The 19,466-nt window shown below is 28.6% G+C and carries 27 protein-coding genes and 1 pseudogene; 25 read left to right on the top strand and 3 right to left on the bottom strand.

Going from position 1 to position 19,466, the window contains the following annotated elements; genetic code table 11:
* Nucleotides 1-27: 27 nt before the first annotated feature.
* Nucleotides 28-597 carry a VanZ family protein gene (locus tag B2P65_RS16595; RefSeq protein ID WP_346880539.1) on the top strand — a complete coding sequence of 190 codons (570 nt, stop codon included), beginning with the start codon at nt 28-30 and terminating at the stop codon, nt 595-597.
* 287 nt (nt 598-884) lie between these two features.
* Here the strand turns inward: B2P65_RS16595 and B2P65_RS16590 are convergent, their stop codons facing one another.
* Complete coding sequence (locus B2P65_RS16590) at nt 885-1,016, bottom strand: hypothetical protein (RefSeq protein WP_346880538.1); 132 nt, start codon at nt 1,014-1,016, stop codon at nt 885-887.
* Between the two features lie 85 nt (nt 1,017-1,101).
* Between B2P65_RS16590 and B2P65_RS16585 the strand changes: the two genes are divergently transcribed.
* The 8 genes and pseudogenes from B2P65_RS16585 to B2P65_RS16550 form a co-directional block, all read left to right on the top strand.
* A complete protein-coding gene (locus B2P65_RS16585) occupies nt 1,102-1,563 on the top strand; it encodes a hypothetical protein (RefSeq protein ID WP_346880537.1) in 462 nt (153 codons plus the stop codon).
* Between the two features lie 80 nt (nt 1,564-1,643).
* Nucleotides 1,644-1,844, top strand: a complete 201-nt coding sequence (locus B2P65_RS16580; protein ID WP_346880536.1) for a helix-turn-helix transcriptional regulator — start codon at nt 1,644-1,646, stop codon at nt 1,842-1,844.
* A gap of 141 nt (nt 1,845-1,985) precedes the next feature.
* Nucleotides 1,986-2,852, top strand: coding sequence for a ParM/StbA family protein (locus B2P65_RS16575; protein WP_346880535.1), 867 nt, complete (start codon nt 1,986-1,988; stop codon nt 2,850-2,852).
* Entirely contained in the window at nt 2,843-3,046 is a 204-nt protein-coding gene (locus B2P65_RS16570; protein WP_346880534.1) for a hypothetical protein, read from the top strand. Before B2P65_RS16575 ends, B2P65_RS16570 begins: the two co-directional genes overlap by 10 nt.
* Before the next feature lie 317 nt (nt 3,047-3,363).
* Entirely contained in the window at nt 3,364-3,768 is a 405-nt protein-coding gene (locus B2P65_RS16565; protein ID WP_346880533.1) for a hypothetical protein, read from the top strand.
* Nucleotides 3,769-3,780: 12 nt separating this feature from the next.
* Complete coding sequence (locus B2P65_RS16560) at nt 3,781-4,077, top strand: hypothetical protein (protein WP_346880532.1); 297 nt, start codon at nt 3,781-3,783, stop codon at nt 4,075-4,077.
* A 4-nt stretch (nt 4,078-4,081) separates the two neighbouring features.
* Nucleotides 4,082-6,412 carry a hypothetical protein gene (locus B2P65_RS16555; protein ID WP_346880531.1) on the top strand — a complete coding sequence of 777 codons (2,331 nt, stop codon included), beginning with the start codon at nt 4,082-4,084 and terminating at the stop codon, nt 6,410-6,412.
* A gap of 26 nt (nt 6,413-6,438) precedes the next feature.
* A pseudogene (locus B2P65_RS16550) lies at nt 6,439-7,464 on the top strand (FAD-dependent oxidoreductase); the annotation flags it as partial.
* Between the two features lie 97 nt (nt 7,465-7,561).
* On the opposite strand, the gene B2P65_RS16545 reads toward B2P65_RS16550, so the two are convergent.
* Complete coding sequence (locus B2P65_RS16545; RefSeq protein ID WP_346880530.1) at nt 7,562-7,990, bottom strand: ImmA/IrrE family metallo-endopeptidase; 429 nt, start codon at nt 7,988-7,990, stop codon at nt 7,562-7,564.
* Nucleotides 7,991-8,043: 53 nt separating this feature from the next.
* Nucleotides 8,044-8,487 (bottom strand): helix-turn-helix domain-containing protein, encoded by a 444-nt coding sequence (locus B2P65_RS16540; protein ID WP_346847974.1) that lies wholly within the window; start codon nt 8,485-8,487, stop codon nt 8,044-8,046.
* A 330-nt stretch (nt 8,488-8,817) separates the two neighbouring features.
* On the opposite strand from B2P65_RS16540, the gene B2P65_RS16535 reads away from it, so the two are divergent.
* The 16 genes from B2P65_RS16535 to B2P65_RS16460 all read left to right on the top strand — a co-directional run.
* Nucleotides 8,818-9,252, top strand: a complete 435-nt coding sequence (locus B2P65_RS16535) for a sigma factor-like helix-turn-helix DNA-binding protein (RefSeq protein ID WP_346847975.1) — start codon at nt 8,818-8,820, stop codon at nt 9,250-9,252.
* A gap of 477 nt (nt 9,253-9,729) precedes the next feature.
* Nucleotides 9,730-10,170: a chloramphenicol resistance protein gene (locus tag B2P65_RS16530; protein ID WP_346878751.1), complete on the top strand. Its 441-nt coding sequence runs from the start codon at nt 9,730-9,732 to the stop codon at nt 10,168-10,170.
* Entirely contained in the window at nt 10,163-10,657 is a 495-nt protein-coding gene (locus tag B2P65_RS16525) for a hypothetical protein (RefSeq protein ID WP_346847977.1), read from the top strand. The genes B2P65_RS16530 and B2P65_RS16525 overlap by 8 nt, the downstream gene beginning before the upstream one ends.
* A gap of 15 nt (nt 10,658-10,672) precedes the next feature.
* Nucleotides 10,673-10,927 (top strand): DUF6673 family protein, encoded by a 255-nt coding sequence (locus B2P65_RS16520; RefSeq protein ID WP_346880529.1) that lies wholly within the window; start codon nt 10,673-10,675, stop codon nt 10,925-10,927.
* Entirely contained in the window at nt 10,914-11,024 is a 111-nt protein-coding gene (locus B2P65_RS16515; RefSeq protein ID WP_346880528.1) for a DUF6673 family protein, read from the top strand. Before B2P65_RS16520 ends, B2P65_RS16515 begins: the two co-directional genes overlap by 14 nt.
* Nucleotides 11,024-11,620 (top strand): bacteriophage Gp15 family protein, encoded by a 597-nt coding sequence (locus B2P65_RS16510; protein ID WP_346847979.1) that lies wholly within the window; start codon nt 11,024-11,026, stop codon nt 11,618-11,620. Before B2P65_RS16515 ends, B2P65_RS16510 begins: the two co-directional genes overlap by 1 nt.
* 261 nt (nt 11,621-11,881) lie before the next feature.
* Nucleotides 11,882-14,053: a phage tail protein gene (locus B2P65_RS16505; RefSeq protein ID WP_346877421.1), complete on the top strand. Its 2,172-nt coding sequence runs from the start codon at nt 11,882-11,884 to the stop codon at nt 14,051-14,053.
* Entirely contained in the window at nt 14,046-14,900 is an 855-nt protein-coding gene (locus B2P65_RS16500) for a phage distal tail protein (RefSeq protein WP_346847981.1), read from the top strand. Before B2P65_RS16505 ends, B2P65_RS16500 begins: the two co-directional genes overlap by 8 nt.
* Nucleotides 14,901-14,903: 3 nt before the next feature.
* Nucleotides 14,904-15,956, top strand: coding sequence for a siphovirus ReqiPepy6 Gp37-like family protein (locus B2P65_RS16495; RefSeq protein ID WP_346880527.1), 1,053 nt, complete (start codon nt 14,904-14,906; stop codon nt 15,954-15,956).
* Between the two features lies 1 nt (nt 15,957).
* A complete protein-coding gene (locus B2P65_RS16490; RefSeq protein WP_346880526.1) occupies nt 15,958-17,145 on the top strand; it encodes a gp53-like domain-containing protein in 1,188 nt (395 codons plus the stop codon).
* A gap of 16 nt (nt 17,146-17,161) precedes the next feature.
* Nucleotides 17,162-17,467 carry a hypothetical protein gene (locus tag B2P65_RS16485; protein WP_346880525.1) on the top strand — a complete coding sequence of 102 codons (306 nt, stop codon included), beginning with the start codon at nt 17,162-17,164 and terminating at the stop codon, nt 17,465-17,467.
* The gene (locus tag B2P65_RS16480; protein ID WP_346847985.1) at nt 17,468-17,614 is read left to right on the top strand and encodes an XkdX family protein; all 147 of its coding nucleotides are present in this window, start codon (nt 17,468-17,470) and stop codon (nt 17,612-17,614) included. It begins immediately after the preceding gene.
* Nucleotides 17,615-17,816: 202 nt separating this feature from the next.
* On the top strand, nt 17,817-17,975 hold the full coding sequence (locus B2P65_RS16475; RefSeq protein ID WP_346880524.1) for a hypothetical protein: 159 nt from the start codon (nt 17,817-17,819) through the stop codon (nt 17,973-17,975).
* Nucleotides 17,976-18,169: 194 nt separating this feature from the next.
* A complete protein-coding gene (locus B2P65_RS16470; protein WP_346877425.1) occupies nt 18,170-18,403 on the top strand; it encodes a hemolysin XhlA family protein in 234 nt (77 codons plus the stop codon).
* A gap of 15 nt (nt 18,404-18,418) precedes the next feature.
* Nucleotides 18,419-18,664, top strand: a complete 246-nt coding sequence (locus B2P65_RS16465; protein ID WP_346847988.1) for a phage holin family protein — start codon at nt 18,419-18,421, stop codon at nt 18,662-18,664.
* Nucleotides 18,665-18,715: 51 nt separating this feature from the next.
* The coding region (locus B2P65_RS16460; RefSeq protein ID WP_346880523.1) for a glycoside hydrolase family 25 protein at nt 18,716-19,466 on the top strand (751 nt) is incomplete at its 3' end.

Below are 19,466 nucleotides of genomic sequence, written 5' to 3'. Positions count from 1 at the left end.
GTTCTAAATTGGGGAATATACTTTAATATGGAAATAGCAGGCATAATTATAGGTGGAAGATTACTCTTAATTTTCAGCATTATTATATTTATTATAATTAGAGCTATATTATTTATTAAAAACAAAAAATTTATATTAAAGAATGAAATATTATATATGATATTTTGTGTATATATTATTTCTTTAATATCAGTTACACTTTTGCCGATACTTATATATTTTACACCACAAAATTACGCAGTTGAGACATCTATTAATTTAAATATATTCGATTTTATAAGCACATATAGTAATTCAAATAAATTATTGTTTTTCAAAAATACTATTGGAAATCTAATACTGTTAGTACCTTTAGGTATATTATTGCCATTATTATGGAATAAAAAGTTCAAAAGTTTGAAAAAAGTAACTATAATAGGATTTTCAACATCTCTTATAATAGAAATACTGCAATATTTTGAAATATACTTTGGGGTAACAAGAGGGTATAGAGTATGTGATATTACAGATTTGATTTTTAATACTATTAGTATAATGTTAGGCTATATGATTTTTCAAATCTTATTTGATGATGAAAAGTTTATAATTTCAAAATAAAACTAGTAATTAAAAGTGTGATATATAATATAAAGGTAAGAACTTTAGATCCAAGACTTTACGTAGAATACACGGTGAAGTTTATTTATAATAATTAATTTAAATTTAAAAGGTATAAAGCAATATAATATTACTTTATACCTTTTTTTCTTTTGTATAATCGCATGGTTTAAGATGTATTTAAATTATAGACAGTTAATCCTCATTATATACATTAAATGTAAAAGTGTTAATCATAATAAAGTTCTTTTCTTATTTTGTAGAATCATTACTCAATTTCCTTAAGTTTATCTTCCTTTCAAAATGTGTAGAAGTTCTTCTTTGTTTGAATCTACTAACCTCAACAATGACTCTGTTACTAATCTAGATGTATCTGGTCCCATAGTGCCAGTTACATTTAACTTTCTTTTTTTCTTCATTATAAATCACCTCATTTGAAAATATTGACAAAGTGTGAATATATTATACAATGTAAATATAATAGAAAAGCATGGGGGTTATTTAATGAAGAAAATATTTAGTTTATTATTATGTGCAATAATGATATTAGGTCTAGTTGGGTGTGGGGATAATGATATGAGCTCAGAAAAAAAGCAATTAATAAAGCAATTTGAAGAGGGTGTTGAAGATTATAAAACCGCATTGGAATATTTTAAAAAAGATGATCATGAGAATAAAGGCAAATATTTAGATTTAGCTTTTGAAAAATTTAATGATATACTCAATATAACTAATGATGGTGATTTAACAGTACTTGATACTGGTTCAGAAAACTATAAATATTATTATGAACACTACTATTCAGGTAAACTTACAGAGATATATTCAAGCAATACAGATTTATATTTGGCTGATTACTATATGAGTTATGAACAACTTTTAGAAGAATGGAACAAAAATATAGATAATATGAATAATATTATTAAGGAATACAAAGAGACGAACAATAATGAAACTTCAAAATAGTTGACTAGGGAAACCTAGTCTTTTTTTATTTGAAGGAAATTTATGGGATATGTAGAATAGTATATCGTAGAGGTGGTGTTATGGAAGTTAAAAATAAACTTAAAGAGATACGTATGCGAGAGTATATGATGGATTCAGGAGAGTTTGCTAAATTTTTAGGAGTTCCAAGAAGTACATATTCACAATGGGAAACTGGAAATAATAATCCTACATTAAATAAGGCTTTTGAAATTGCTGAAAAGTTAGAAAGAAAATTAGTGGATATATGGTATTCAGAGTAATATCATATATCCTTATTTTTTATACATAAAATTCTAAAAAAATAAAATAAATTCTAAAATATAGGAAACATTTTAAAAAAACAAGCATATAAATATATTAAGAAGTTAGAAAAATTTAGAAATATTTATAAGGAGATTGATATGATTCTAGGAATTGATGTAGGAAATTATAGTGTAAAAGTTAATCCAAACATTAACGTAAAAAGTTTAGTGAGTACAGAAGAAAACATTTTAGGATCAGGTATAGTTCTAGAATATGATAATAAAAAGTTTGTTATAGGTGAGGGGAGCTTTGAAACTGAACTAAATAAGAGTAGTAAGGAGAACTTTCTACCAATGTTATACACAGGCATTGCATTAGCAAGTGAAGATGTGTTTAATCAAGTTGTTTGTGGATTGCCAATTAACCAATACAAGGCGAATAAAGATGCACTTGAGAGAATGGTTAATGAAAACAAGATGAAAACAGTAAAACTAAATGGTAAGTCTAGAGAAATAGTAATTTCTGAGTTTAAAGTTTATCCAGAAGGAATAGGAGCTTATTACAGTTTATCTACTAATGAAGATGTAATTATAGTTGATATAGGTGGAAGAACTACTGATATAGCGTATATATGTGATAAAAAGCACCACACGAGCTCTACTGTGGCAGTAGGAACACTTAATATATATAAATCTATATGTGATAGGTTAAACGGTGAGCATAGCTTAGATTTGGACTTACAAATGGTAGATAGAATTATTCAAAAGGCTTCACTTAAAGTGGATAATAAAGAAGTTGATTTAAGATTTATAACGGAAATTCTTAAAGAAAATTTTATGAAAATTAAACAGGATTTAGATTTCAAGTTCCCAGCTAGAACTGAAAGAATAATATTAGTTGGTGGTGGAGCTAAGTTGTTTAGCAGGGCATTTGCTAAAAGATATTCTAACTTTGAAATAGCAGATAATCCTTTATATGCTAATGCGATTGGATTTAAAAAGGTAGGTGAAAGTTTATGGCAATAAAACCAATAACCATAAGTTTTAAAAATAATGCAGAAGATAAAGAATTGAATTTATGGATAAATAGCCATAGCAATTACAGTGGATTCATAAAAGACTTATTAAGAAAGGCTATGCATGAGGAAAGAAAAGAAGGTGGAGAAGTTATAAAAAAGCAGGTTGGATCTAGCAATTTGATAGATTTAGGGGATTTTTAAATAAAAAATAGCCTAAATCCAAATGGGTAGACTTAGGCTAGGAAGCTTAAGCATGCACTCCAGCGTCTACTCTACGCTTTCGCTTCATACTTCAGCGTATGCTATAAATTTTGAAATGATAACTATTTTAGCTCCAAATATTCAAAGTTTACAAAATGTTAAAAATTAGAAAATAACTGCAGCACAAACAACCGCATAACAAATAAGGTAACCACATGTAATTGCAAATGGAATAGTCATATAAAACACCTCCGATAAAATTTATTAAGTATTAATATCATTAACAAGATTCAATTAATTATTCAGGAGGATCTATTATGTTAAATAAAAAAAAGGTTTATTCGATTCAAGAATTTATTCAATACTTGGATGAAAAAAACATTAAAAAGACAGATAAACAAGTAGGGATATTATTGAAAGATAGAAAATTTAAGCCTATATTAGTTGCAGTAACAGGAAATTTATTACACTATAGTGTAGCGTTAGCGGATGCATCTTCAGCTACGGGGAAAATTAGTGTTGCTGGTAATACCATATTTGGTATATGTAAAGAAGCTGCATTCTGGATATGTTTGATTATGTGTGCTATAGAAATAGTAAAAGCATTGATGAATGGGGATACGAAGAGTGTTAGTAAAGTTATAGCAAAATATATAGTAGCATATGGAGCTATATATCTTTTACCATGGTCATTCAATCTTATAAAAGATATATTTGGTTAGGAGGTATGAACTATGATTAGTTACACTATTTCTGAATTTTTAGCAGTAATTGAACCAGCGGATAAAATTTCTTATATGGATGCAATAAAAAATATAGGGACTTTTTTCAGTTATCTTTTACACCCAAGTAAAATATTATTATTGTTATGGAATTGGACATTTGAATTATCGTATTTTATATGTTTACTTATTGCTTTATATGGTTTTTTTATGGTGATGACAGGGGATAAAAGTAAAAGAAAATATTTAAGTGGTTCTCTAATAACTTATTTTTTTATTAATATTATTAACTATATAATTATGGGGTGATTACATGAAATTTAAATCATTGAAACTAAGTGATTATTTTGAAATAAAAAAACCTACGTATATTTATTTGAAACTTACACCAGATAGTTCTATAAGAAACTATAATAGCAGTGCTATAGCTAAATCTATATCTCTTATGTATAAAAGCATATTCCAACACATAAAAAATGAAAATAAAAAAATAATATTTGAGACTAATTGTAAGGTTTCATATTTTATAAATATAACTAAAAAAGAAGTTACATTTTACTTCATAGTACCAAACTTTTATAAAGATTTAATTAAAGAAAAAATACGTAACACTTGGAAACGAATAACTATAGATGAAGTAGATGCTATCAAAGAATTTAAAGGTGATTCAATAAAATATCAACTATATTATAAAAAAGAGGATGCATTATCTTTAGCTGTAGATAAAAAGAATAATGATCCATTAAATTCTTTATTAAATGTAATAGAAATAATTAAGGAAGATGAAAGAATAGGAATATTTTATAATTTCATTCCAACATTTCAAGGTGATTGGAGAGGTAGTTATAAGAAAACTATATCTAAATTAGAGAGTGGTAAACCAGTTGAAAGAGATATCACTGGTTCAATTATAATTAGGAATATAGTTAGTTTTATATCAGATATATTGAAGGAAGCATTAGGCGTTATATTAGGAAATGAAGCAAAAGAAAATTCTAATTTAAGTTTTCTAGAAGCTGCAATGGGTATAGTAAAGAACTTTAATTTATCTAATGCTACAGAGAAGAAAAAGAATGCATTAATATTAAAGGGTCAGATAATAGTAGAAAGCGAATCAAAAGATAGGGTTAGAGCAACTACAAATGCTATTACAGTATGCCAAAGTTTTAAGGCTATAGAAGAAGATAATGAGCTTAAATATAAAGAAATTAAAAATAAAATGAAGAATGTATGGTATACTACAGACTTCAAGATTAAGGGTGTAGAAGAAAGTAAATTTTCCATAGATGAATGTAGTAATTTCATTCAGTTACCAGGTAGAGAACTACAAGATAGATTTGGAGGAATTAAAAAAATTAATACACTTGAAACTGAAGTACCAGATGAACTTCAACAAGGTACAAAATGTATAGGGCATAATACTTATAAGGGAAATGTGACAAAAACTTATTTAACTACAGATAAAGATTATAAGAATTTAGCATTAGTACCTATAGGGCCTACAAGAAGCGGTAAAACTACACTATTAGGAAATCTTGCAGCAGATAGTGTTAAATGTGGAGAATGTGTAATAGTTTTAGATTATATAGAGAATTGTGGATTGAGTGAAGATATTAAAGCTATGATACCCAAAGAGAATGTTTTTGAAGTTAATTTGTATGATACTAACAATTTACAAGGTCTTGGATATAATGAAGCTATAGTTGATACAGATGATGTATTTAGACAATATGAGAGTGCTAAAAAACAAGCATCACAAGTGCTTGCACTTATTAATAGTATTAATATCAGTAATAGTGAATTTACTCCAAGAATGGAGCGATATTTAACAAGTGCTTGTCTAGTATCTTTTATACAAAAGAAGTCACTGAGAGATGTAATAAAATTATTGCAGGAATGGCAGTTTAGAGAAGATATAATAAATACCATATCTAAGAACCAAAATGATAACTTGGAAGAATATATAGGGTACCTTAAAGAGTTGGACGAATGGTCAAAGGCTACTAAAGATAATCCTTCTGAAAAAATAGGGACTAAAACAAGTTTGATAAGTGGAGTAGTGGATAGGTTTAATAAATTGAAATCTAATACTTATATGGAACTTATGCTTAAGAAAGATATTACGGATAATTTTAATCTTCTGGAAGAGATGGAGAAAAATCAAGTGATATTTATAAAAATGCCTGAAGTTATGTTTGGTACTGCAGAAGAAAGAGATATAATGACAACCTATTGGTTGACTAAAATTTGGATGGCAGCTCAAGCGAGAGCTTGGAAAATTACTGATAGATATAAAAGAAAAACAGTTACAGTAATTGGTGATGAAATAGCACAATTAAAATCAGCAGAAGAATATATTGGTAATAGATTAGATCAAACCGCAAAGTTTGGAATTAAATTTGTGTTAAGTACTATGTATATTAATCAATTAAGAATTAGAGAAAAACTTAAGACTGCTAATACTAGTTATATGTTTATATCCGGTAGTGATAAATCTAATTTTAAAGAATTGAAAGATGAATTTGAACATAGTGGATATACTTTAGAAGATATGTTAAATCTAAAAAGATATCATTCATTGAATTACATTAAGCATTCAGAAGGATATTGGGCTGGCATTACAGAATTACCTAAACCTAATTAATATGCAACAATATTAGGAGCCAAGTACATGCATGGCTTTACAATGTAAATAGAATAGAGCCAGCGGTAAGAAGACACATTGAAAAAATGGGAATAAAAGTTAGATTTGTAAGCCGTGTAGTAGATGTAAATATGGAAGGGATTAATATAAAGGGAATTTATCTTAGTAATGGTGAATATATAGAAGCAGATGCCTTTGTAGAAACTACTGGTTCTACAGGACCTATGGGAAATTGCTTACGCTATGGAAATGGTTGTTCTATGTGTATTTTAAGATGCCCAGCCTTTGGACCAAGAGTAAGTATTAGTTATAGAGCAGGTATAGAAGATATAAAAGGTGAAAGACAGGAAGATGTATTTGGTGCTTTCAGTGGATCATGCAAGTTGGAGAAGGATAGCTTATCAGAGAAAATAGTAAAACAGTTAGATGAAACAGGAGTAGTAGTATTAAAGGTTCCACCAGAAGATATAAATACGGATAAGTTAAAGCAAAAGGTTTGTCAACAATATGCACTAAAGGAATTTGCGGAAAATATAGTACTTTTAGATACTGGTCATGCTAAGTTAATGACTTCTTATTATCCCTTAGATAAACTTAGAAAAATTGAAGGTCTTGAAGAGGCAAAATTTGTAGATCCATATGCAGGTGGTAAAGGAAACTCCATTAGATATTTATCAGTTGCACCAAGAAGTAATCAGATGAAAGTTGTAGGACTTGATAATTTATTCTGTGCTGGAGAAAAAAGTGGGCTTTTTGTAGGACATACAGAAGCTATAACAACTGGTTCATTAGCAGGACATAATGCTGTTAGAAATGAGCTTGGAATGCCACTTTTAACCCTTCCAAGAAATTTAGCTACTGGAGACATTATAGCTTATGCTAATGAAAAGGTTCAAACTACAGAAGGTAGAAGAAATAGATATACCTTTGCAGGAGCCGAGTACTTTAAGAGAATGAAGGATAATGAACTTTATATTTTAGAGTCAGAAGAAATTCAAAAAAAGGTGAGGAAGTTGGAGTTAGATAATATTTTTAATCAAAAATTAGTATAGAATACATCAAATTTAGAATATAAATCTATTTAACAGTAACCATCAAGATATATGATTTAGTATATCCTGATGGTTTTATTGATGAATTTTCAATAATTTATTTATATAAAAATTTATGTTTTAAAAATTTTATATCTATATTTTCGCAGTTAGCAATAGTGTTTATAGATAAACCTTCGTAATTAAGTATTATTGACTTATCAATCAACAGCTCAGCTGCAAATTGATCAGCTTGCATTTCATATTTACCTTTAACTTGAGTAGTTTTACTTTCTAAAAAAAGTATATTTAGATTACTATGCAATATAGCGTGGCCAAGTTCATGAGCACAAGTAAATAACATATCGATTTCACTTAATCTAATATTTAAGTGAATTATTTTATTTTTTGGAGCATATTGATAAAATCCATGAATAGACCCTAAATCTTCGTACATAACATTTATTCCAAGAGCATCACATAATTCTCGAGGATCATTAGTTTTATATTTTTTTACTAAGTTATTTACTAAATTTGAAATTTCCAAAATTATATTCCCCCCCAAAAACATCATCAAATTTTACGAAATAAAGTTTGAAATTATTTTTTATATTTTTTAGGGGTATATTTTATCTTATTCATTTTCTTAGCATACTCAATTCCATTTTGAATAGCAGATTTTAATAATTCCCAGTCTTCATCATTAATAGGATTACCGGAAAGCATAAGTCCTTCTTGATTTTCTAAAGACTCCAAGGTACTGTTAAAAATTTTCTCAATATCTTTTTTATCTTTGGGATTTAATTCTAAATCATCAAAAGTTGATTTTTTAGGTGATGATATATCACTTCTACCAAGTAAGTAGTCTACAGATACGGAAAAAAAATCGGCAATTCTTTGAAGCAATTCATTTTCTGGTATTGCTTTATCATTCTCATATTTAGAAATTGAGCTATTATCTATTAAAAGAATATCTGCTAATGATTTTTGTGTTAATCCATGTTTTTTTCGAAGTTCTTTTAACCTAATACCCAGTGTATTCATATATTTACACCTCCTATAATTATATTATAACCATATTTGAAGTAAAATCAATATAAGTTGAAATAAAATCAAAAAAAATTCAATATGACTTGACAATTTGAATTTAATTCAATAAAATCAAAATATGAATATTGAATTAAATTCAAATATGGGGGTTGTATAAGAAATGAAGTATATTTAGAGAAATAACTCAATAATAGTAAATCACGTTATAATTAGAGTGCAGGCTGAAATATGTCTTTAACAAATGAAATATTATATTGAATTTAAATCAATATAATATTTCAACAACAAATAATAAAAATTGAATTAAATTCAAGGGGAATCGGTATGAATATGAATAAAAAAATTGAAACTATGCTTTATAACTTTAATCAAACGAAAGCAGAAATTAAAAATATAAAACTAGATATAGAGTTATTAGAAAATGAATATGATGACGGAATTGGTGTAAATTACGTGGAGAAGACAGGAAAAACTAATAAAATTACTTCAACAGTGGAAAACATGATAATAAGAAAAGAGGCTCAAATTAACAGATTAAATTATGCTATAAAAGTTAAAGAAGCTGAAATAAAAAAGATTGAAAATGCTCTAGAAATTCTTACAGATAGAGAAAGAAGTATTATTGAAATGAGATATTTTCAGAAGGAAAGTAATAGAAATATTTCAGCAAAGCTTTATATTACAGAAGAATATGTATCAGCAATAAAGTCAAAAGCTATTAAATCTCTTGCAAATATATTCTTTATAAATTCTTTATAAATTCTTTATAAATTTCTTTTAAACTCTCTTTATATAATCGGGTTAAAGCGGTGCTAGAATAATATCATCGCAGTGGTGATAAGTTATTAAAAGTTGAGTCTTAAGATAATAAATTAGTTTTAAATTTTAAAATAAGAATAATAAAGTTTAGATTACTAATTTATCACTATGAGTTATGGTTAAAAAGTTTTATTAACAAATAAGAAATGGAGCTAAAGGAAAGGGGTGATAACAATGCGGTGACTTTCATATTAAGATTTATAAATTCTTTGAAATACATTAGGATAATTCAAAAAGAAAGAATAGCCTCTAATTTAAAGTAAATAAAAATATATATTTAAATTTTATTAGCTAAATAGGATCTAGATAAACCATTTCAATTTTAAAAACTAGTAACCAAAGTCTTAAACTGTGACAATGATTTTAATAAATAGCTAATAGATATTAAAAATATATAAATCAGTAGAGGAGGTAGAAATGAATATAGTAGAAAGTATCAAAGAATATATAGGAACCTGTCCTTATCTAGCAAATATTAATGATGGTATTAATATTAATTACTTAGGTGAAAATACAGTATCCTATATGATAGAAGAACTTCCTAGAGAACAAATTTTAAAAAAGTATATTGATGGAACTAGTCTTAGACAATACTGTTTCATGTTTGTCAGTAGGGAAGTATGCGGACAAGATGTAGTACAAAATATAGCTAATAGTAAATTCTATGAAAACTTTGCTAAGTGGCTAGAACTTCAATCAGAGCTTAATAATCTACCAGTACTAGATAGTGGGAGAGTGGCACAAAAAATAGAAGCATTAACAAGTGGTTATGTTTTCGAAAAAAATCTAGATAAAGCACAATATAAAATAGAATGTAGATTGGTATATTACCAAGAAGGAGGAAAAAATAATGAGTAGAGAATCAATACAAAGACATCAAATAGCAGATTATATAAATATAGGTGGATCAACAGGTGTAGAAAAATATGAATTAATGGGAGCTGGATTTAATACATTAGATGAAAATCCAGCAGCTCAACTTGATACTAAAGTTTATATTAACGATAAATCATCGTCAACTACAATTAAGTCATACCAAACACAATTCCCATTCACATCAGATTTAATTAAAAGTGAAGGGGCAGTAATGGCATTATACAATGTTGGAAGAAATCATCTTACAGGTGCAGATGCACAATTTGACTATGTTAAAGTTGAACTATTTCAACCAATAGAAGGAAGTGAGAATACTTATAAGGCTAGAAAATTTATAGTAAGTTGTGAAGTTGCTGGATTAGCTGGAGCAGGCGGAGAAACTATTGTGGTATCAGGAAACTTAAATGCAGTAGGAGATTTTATAGAAGGTACATTCAATACTGCAACAAAAACATTTACTGCAATTTAGTAGGAGGAATATTTAATGAATATTAATGGAATTGAGCTAGAATTAGATATATTTGATGCCGATGTTGCAGAAAAATATGATAAAGCAATAAAAAAAGTAATGAATATAGAAGAAGAAACAAAGGGTATGTCAATTGGAGAAGGGATAAGAACTCAGTGCAAAGCCATCTTTAAAGTTTTTGATGAACTTTTTGGACAAGGTACTCATGAAAGAGTATTTGGAGATAAAGTTAACTTACTTGAATGTTTAAAGGCTTTTGAGGNNGTTTGAGGCTCTAATAACAGGCATAAATGAGAAAAATAAAGAAATTGAACTCATTGCTAATAAGTATTCTTCTAATAGAATTCAAAGACGTTCTAAAAAATAATGAATATTTTAATTGATGTTTTACCTCGAAAAGTTGAAATAGATAATAGAGAATATAAGATTAATTATGATTTTCGTACATCCATTTTGTTTGAGATAATGATTCAGGATGATGAGCTTGATGATAAAGAAAAGATATATAATGCTCTTCTTCTATATTATCCAGTAATACCAGATAATTTAGAAGAAGCAATTAAACAAATTCTTTGGTTTTATAGAGGTGGAAAAGATATTAATGAAGGAAGTAGTGGAGTATCTATGGGTAAGAGTACAAGAGCATATAGTTTTGAATATGACGATGACTATATTTACTCCGCTTTTCTAACCCAATATGACATAGACCTTCAGGATATAGAAGATTTACATTGGTGGAAATTTAAAGCCATGTTTAGAGCTTTAAAGGAAGACAATGAAATAGTTAAGATTATGGGATATAGATCTATGACTATAAATACCAATATGAGCAAAGAACAAAAGGATTTTTATAGTAATATGAAGAGAATTTATGCTATTCCAATGAGTAAATCTAAAAAACAAAAGGTAACAGAAATTGAAAATGCTCTTATGGAAAATGGAGACTTAAGGGGAATACTTTGATTTTAGTATTCTAACTATAAAAACTAATAAAAAGTGCTTATAAAACTAGGCACTTTTTATTAGTAAAGGTAGGTGATTTGCATAGTAAAAGTAAAATGTCCATTTTGTAATAAATTATTAATTAAAGCTGATTACATCAAAGGAGAAATAAAATGTAGTAGATGTAAGAGGTTAATAAATATAGAAATAGAAAAGCCAGAGCTTAGAGCCACACCCTAGAGTAGTGAGCCGTAGCCTGCTTTATAAAAGGCAGGTGATATTATGTCAAATACAAGTATAAATGAAGAGATAAATTTAACATTAAAAAGTATATTAGAAAATTTAGAATCACAAGGTGAAGAAGCTAAAGAGAAAAGTACAAAAATCATTTCTAAATTAGTTACTGGAGCAGGAAAAGAAATAATTAAGGCTAACTCCGTTGCTATGGGTAAAATTGGACAAGGGTTAAACAAAGGGTTTTCTAAGATAAATTTCTTTGAGTCTATAGCGAAAACTTTTGAAGAAAAAGTAGGAGGGCTTTCAGAAAAAGTAAGAAGAACTTTTAATACACTAAAAACTGATATTAAGCTTTGTACAATATTAGTAACAGATGTAATGAAAGAAACAAAGTGGTTTAAAATGGCATCTTCAACTATAGATAGTGCTAAAAAGGCTTTTGAAAGAATAGGCTCTGAAGTAGGAATATCAGGAAAAGGAGCTTTTCTAAAGATTGCTACTGGGGTCGGTAAAGAAGGAGCAAGTGCGCTTATAAATATATCATCTAAAGTTGGAAAGGTAGCATCAACGGCTTTTAGTGGTACTATTAAAGCTATTGGAAAAGTTGGATCTTATGGAATAAAGGCTGGAGAACAGTTTGCACAAGGAGTATCTAAAATAGCTGATTTTAGTCAAAATGCAGGGAAAGAAATAGAAGACTTAAATGTATCAGCAGCAACTATGGAAGATGGATTAGGCCGTGAAGTTACTATATTTAAAAGCTCACTTATGAGTCTTGGAAAAGATATGGGTGATAGCATAGATGGCCCATTAAAAGAAATAACAGCTTCAGCAACAGGGATGATTGGACAGCTATCTTCAGCATTCCAAGAAGGTGGATTTGAAGGACTTGCAGGTAGTGTTGGAGATGTATTTACTCAAGCAATTACAGGCATAGCTGACAAGGCTCCTGAATTTATGAATATTGCAGTTTTGATTATAGAATCATTAATAGCTGGATTCCAAGAAAATATGCCGTTAATAGCAGAATCATCAATACAGATAATAATGCAGCTAGCTGAGGGTATTATTACCATATTACCTAGTATATTTGAGCTAGGAATTACTTTAATATCTGAATTGTTATTAGGATTAGTAGAAGCTATTCCACAGTTAATAACTTTAGCACAAGAATCTATTATAAGTATTATGACATTGATAACGGAAAATTTGCCATTAATTATGGAAAGTGGATTTCAAATTGTTTTAGCACTTATAAATGGAATATCTGAAATGTTGCCAGAGTTAATACCGCTAGTAATACAAGCCATAACAACTATTATTACATCTATAGGAGAAAATTTACCACTTATACTTCAGAGTGGTATAGATATTCTTGTGGCACTTATTAATGGAATAGCAGCAATGTTGCCAGAGTTAATTCCAATGGCTGTACAAGCTTTGTTAAATATAGTAGATACCCTCATAGTAAATCTTCCACAAGTTATAGATGCAGCTATTAAAATAATAATGGCTTTAATACAAGGAATAATTGGAGCATTACCACAATTAATTATGGAAATACCAAAGATAATAAATGGAATAGTATTAGCAGTCATAAATAATTTGCCAGCAATTATAAGTGCGGCAATTCAAATAATAATGGCTTTAATACAAGGACTAATTATAGCAATTCCTACGTTAATAGGTAATATACCCACTATAATAGCTGCAATTATAGGAGCTTTTGCTAAAGCTGATTGGAAACAAATTGGTACAAACTGTTTGGAGGGCTTAAAAAATGGTCTTATAGCAGGGGTTAGTGCAGTAGTTGATACAGTAAGAAATGTAGCCAGTAGTATAGCAAATGGATTTAAAGACTTTTTTGGAATCCATTCACCATCTACTCTATTTAGAGATATGATAGGTAAAAACCTTGTTAAAGGTATCGGTTTAGGTATTGATATAGAAACTCCAAATCTTGAAAAAGAAATAGGTGGTAATCTAGAGGATCTAACAAGAAAAATGAGAGCTACAATTGATTTTGAAACTACTAAGGTTTCTGGCAATATGGCAATGAACTCTAGTTATAGAGCTGCTATGGAAACTCCATATTCCATAGTAAATAATAATGATAACGGTGTAAATGAAATTATTAATATATACCAACCAGTAAAATCACCATCTGAAGTTGCAAGAGCAATAAAAATACAAAGAAAGGAGCTTGCATTTGGATAAGTATATAGATATTAAATTAGAATGTAATGGCAAGATTTTAGAGATTGGCAAGGATAAATTATACAAATTAATAAATATAGAAGGAATCTCTAGCTCAGAATATAGTGTAGATATTGTAAATAATGCACAATTTGATGGTGGGACTGTTAAAAGTAAAAGAGTAGAATCAAGACTTATAACTATTACAGCAGAATATCCATCAACAGAAGATACAGAAACTAGAAGACAAAACCTAATTAGATTTTTTAATCCTTATTTAACTGGAAAGTTATATGTAAACTACTCTGGAGTTAAGAGGGTAATTAATTATGAGGTAGCAGGATTTAAAGATAGTAGAGAGAATTTATATGATCCACTTAAATTTATTATTAATCTGATATGTCCTAATCCATTTTTTAAAGATGAGAGAGAGTTTAGTAAAAATATGGCTGGTAAAATTAATAGTATTACTGTACCTTTCACTATTCCGGCAAGTGGTATGATTATGTCGGCTAAAGTATTGAGACAAGAGGCTACAATAATTAATAATGGAGATAAAGATACAGGGCTGATTATCTCATTTATAGCAAAAGGTGAGGTGAGCAACCCAAAGATAGAAAACTTAACTACAGGAAAATTTTTAAGGATAGTAGTGGACTTGATGCCTGGTGATATTCTCACAATTAATACGAATAAAGGGAATAAGATGATAGAACTAAATGGGAAAAATATTTCTCAAAAAATGGATCGTTCTAGCTCTTTTATTGACATGCAGGTAGGAGAAAATATATTAAAATATAGTGCTGATAAAGGATATACAAATCTTAATGTTTATCCAAAGTGGACAGCTGAATTCTTTGGGGTGTAGGACATGATAGAACTAATTATACTAAATAACAAATTTCAACCAATAGGATTTATAGATGAGTTCACATCTCTTATATTGACTAGAAGATATTACAATGTTGGGGAGTATGAGTTATATATAGATTCAAAATATTTTCAGTTATTAAGAAAGGGAGGATATATTTATAGTTCTAGCTTCAGAGAAGTTGGAATTATAGAAACTTATTCTTATATAAAGGAAGATAGTCAATGTACTATTAAAGGTAGATTTATAGAGGCTTTACTTAGTTATAGAGTTATAGATAAAATACAAAATCTGAATGGAACAGCTGAAAATATTGTTAGAAATCTTGTAAACAACTTTGCAATTGTTAATAAACCTATAAATAAACTTCAATTAGGTAATGCGAATGGACTAGGTGCAAGTATTGCATTACAAGTTGAATATGAAAATCTATGCGAAAAAATATATGATATTGTAGCTACTCAGGATTTATCTATAAGAGTTAAATACAATTATGAAGAGGATAAAATGTATTTTGAAGTGTGGCAAGGAATAGATAGAACGGAAAATCAAAGTTCAAATTCAATTGTTGTATTTAGTGATGAATATGAGAACATTTCTACGTCTACCTATGAGTGTAATCATAAAGAATATAAAAACTTTGCTTATGTAGTTGGTGAAGGAGAGGAAGGTATTAAAGTAATTATTGCTATAGATTTAACCAATGGTAATGAGCGTAGAGAGATTTTCCTTGAAGTCAGAGATAAACAAGATGAATTGACACTAGAGGAGTATAAAAAAGTATTATATCAAAAGGGAATTGAAAAACTATATGATTATGGAGTTGTTGAAAATGTTAATACGACAGTTAATTCTCTATCTAATCTTAAATATAAAGTAGATTATGATTTAGGTGATTTATGTAGTTATGTGGATAATGAGTTAGATATAGTAGTTAATCAGCGAATTACTGAAATAACTGAAGTATATGAAAATAATAAGCACGATATTTCTATAGTATTTGGTAAAGAAGAAAAAACAATAATGCAAAAATTAAATAGAGAGGTGAAATAAAATGTCAATTATAAGTGGAATATTTCCTAGCGAAATTGTAGATATAGACGAAAGTGGGCTTCCTATTTATGATAGGGCTGTGGATGAAGAATATTTTGCAAAATATCATAGTGAATTTTTAAGTAATGGTGTATATGCCAATCCATCAAATAATTTTCAAGTAATGGTTAATGACTTGATGAAATTGAAAGTAAAGGCAGGTAGCTGTTTTATAAATGGTTATTATGCCTATGATAATTTTGATGGAGAAATAATTCTTGAGCCAGCAAGTTCAGATTTAAATAGAATAGATAGAATTGTAACAAGATTAGATAGGATAAATAGAAAAATATCTATAGAAGTAAAAAAGGGTGCCTATGGAACTGTTTCATATTCAGCACCTAGCCTACAAAGAGATGATGATATATGGGAGTTAGGACTTGCAGATGTATTAGTTAAAAAGGGGACAACTCAAATAGTACAAGCAAATATAACAGACCTGAGACCTATACAAGAATATTGTGGTTATGTATATAATCCAATGCAAAATATAGATACTACGGATTTATTTGCTCAATATGATAATTCTTTTGAAGTATGGTTTCAACATGTTAAAGATCAGTTAAGTACTGATGCAGCTGGAAATTTACAGAAACAGATTGATACACATACTTCGGAATTGGAAGATTTCATGAGTTTCTTTAATAATGGTGGAAGAGTATCAGGTAAGGTAAGTACAAATGGAATTACAGTTAAACAAGATGATGGAAATGCAATAGTACTTTCAACTGGAGTTGATGGAAAATTCAAAATACAAAAATATTTAGCTAATGGTTCTTGGGATTATGATATAATGATGGAAAAAGATGGGTATATAGAAGTGGGAAAAGATTTATATATGGGAAATTACAGTAGGAAAACTAATGGGTACACAAAAATCTCTAATGGAATGATATTACAATGGGGTACTAGCAATTTATTAGCAACAAATTATTCTTCAAATGGAGCTTCATTTAAAACAGGTGTGGGGTATTTTCCTATTGCTTTTCCTAATACGTGTTTAAATGTAGTAGCTGTATCAGGATTTAGAGAATATACGCTATCAATAGCAAATACAGGCAAAACTCAATTTAATGCAGAAGGTTGCTGTGTTGCTAATGGTCCTAGTGATTCCACAAGGCCGTTTCATTGGATAGCGATAGGATATTAAAGGGGGAGGTAATAATATGTTGTATATGGATTTGGATATTGAAAAAAAAAATAATGGATTTTATACAGAAGATATACATGGGATAGAAAAATGTGAAACTATACTAGCACAAGAGGGACTATTAGTAGATGAAGAACTATGGCAGCATCTGTTAGTTGTAGAAGAATGTAAATTTATCGGTACAGTAGAACAAAGAGAATATACTATTTTAGATAAAGATTTATTTGAGAAAATAATACAACCAGTAGATACTAAACCTCAACAACCTTTACTAGAAGAAAGGCTTGCTGCTCTTGAAACGTTAATGATGGGAGTGATATAGATGAATCCTTTTTATAACTTTTTAAAAAATATGTGGATTATGAGAAAAGCTGATGAAGAGTATCTTCAAGCTAGAGTTGGTAAGAATCAAATAACCCAGGAAGAGTATAATGAAATAGTAGCAATGAAACAAGTTCAGGAGCAATAGAAGTATATTGTGAAATGATTTAATAGAAAAGAGATTAGATTTAATTCTAGTCTCTTTTGCTTATAACAAAGTATATAAGTATAGTTAAAAGATAGATATATAAGTGAAAATTATATAAAGATTATATTAGTAGGCATAGGAATTGGAATAACATGGCTATTAGGAACATTAAATATTGTAATAATTCTAATAGATAAGGAATATGAGTATATCTTACAAAAAGGTATTAGGTGATGTTGTATTTAAAGGTGTTGTTAGAAAATCTGTTATATTTATAGTTAAAGTATTATTGGATGGACTTTTGAATGCTAGTACAAGGATATCTAGAGCTCTTGTATGCTATTTTTATTTAGATAATTAAAGTATTTAATTATTAGAGAATTGCGAGGGGAGGTTACTTATATCACACAAAATAAAAGATGTAGTAGTAAAATATTTAAGTATGAATATATCAGTAATAACGCAGGGCGTGTATAAATTAATTATAGGTATAGGGTTTGTATATAGATAATAGAAATAAGCATAAGAATAAGTTTAAAATTAGGAAGGTGAAATATGAATGATGAATTAATAAAGCATAAGTTAGAAATACATGAGAAAAGAATTAATAATCATAGCGAGCGTATTGATGAACTTGAAAGAGGAAGAGCTGCTACAGATGTTAAGATGGATAACCTCTGCGAAAAGCTTGAGGCACAGACAAAGAGTATAAATTGGTTAATAGGACTTATGGCTACAAGTTTGCTAGGGTTCTTTTTTCATGCAATTCAAACTAATTTATTTAAATAGGAAGGAGAGATAATTATGAATATTATTAATTACATTACAGAAAATGCTTTAATTTTAATACCAGTACTTTATATTATAGGTATGATTTTAAAAGGAATTGAAAGAATAAAAGATAAATATATACCATTAATACTATTACCTATAGGTATAGGTCTAGCTATGGCACTTATGGGCATTAATATAAATGCTATAATTCAAGGTGTTCTAGTAGTAGGTGTTAGTGTTTATACAAATCAACTTATAAAACAAATTAATAAGTAGTTTACAGAGTGGGAGAAATCTCACTCTTTTATATTTAAGGAGGAATTGATTATGAAATTAAGAGGTATAGACGTATCACATCACCAAGGGACTATTGATTGGGATAGGGTTAAAAGTCAGATAGATTATGCAATCTTGAGTGTAGGATATGGTGATAACATAACAAGCCAGGATGACAAGCAATTCCATAGAAATGCTAAAGAATGTACTAGACTTGGGATACCCTTTGGAGTTTATATTTATTCTTATGCAATCTCAATATCACAAGCCAAAAGTGAAGCGGATCATATCCTAAGATTAATAAAAGGATATGAACTAAAATATCCAGTTTATTATGATTTAGAAGATGCAGGGACTACAGGAAAGTGCTCTAATAAACTTATAGCAGATATGGCGGAGGTATTTTGCAATGCTATAGAAAAGACTGGTTATTGGGCAGGTATTTATGCTAATACATCCTGGTTTAATAATAAGCTAACAGATAACAGGTTTAATAAATGGGTTAAGTGGGTGGCTCAATATAATACGACTTGTACCTATAAAGGTAAACATGATATGTGGCAATATGTTAGTGATGGAAGAGTAAATGGCATTAGTGGTAATGTAGATATGAACTATTGCTATGTTGATTATCCTGGACTAATTAATTCTAAAGATAACATAGATAAACCAGAAAAACCAAAACTTAATACAGATAGTAAAGAGGAAAATAAAATGGATTATATTATACAATATTCAAATGCAACAGACCAGGCAATAGCTGAGGTAATAGCTGATAGGATTAACTGTCCAACAATAAACT

It is taken from the genome of Clostridium sp. UBA3061, assembly GCF_002367465.1.
Taxonomy (GTDB): domain Bacteria; phylum Bacillota; class Clostridia; order Clostridiales; family Clostridiaceae; genus Clostridium_J; species Clostridium_J sulfidigenes.
This window is presented reverse-complemented; position numbering and strand designations above follow the sequence as displayed.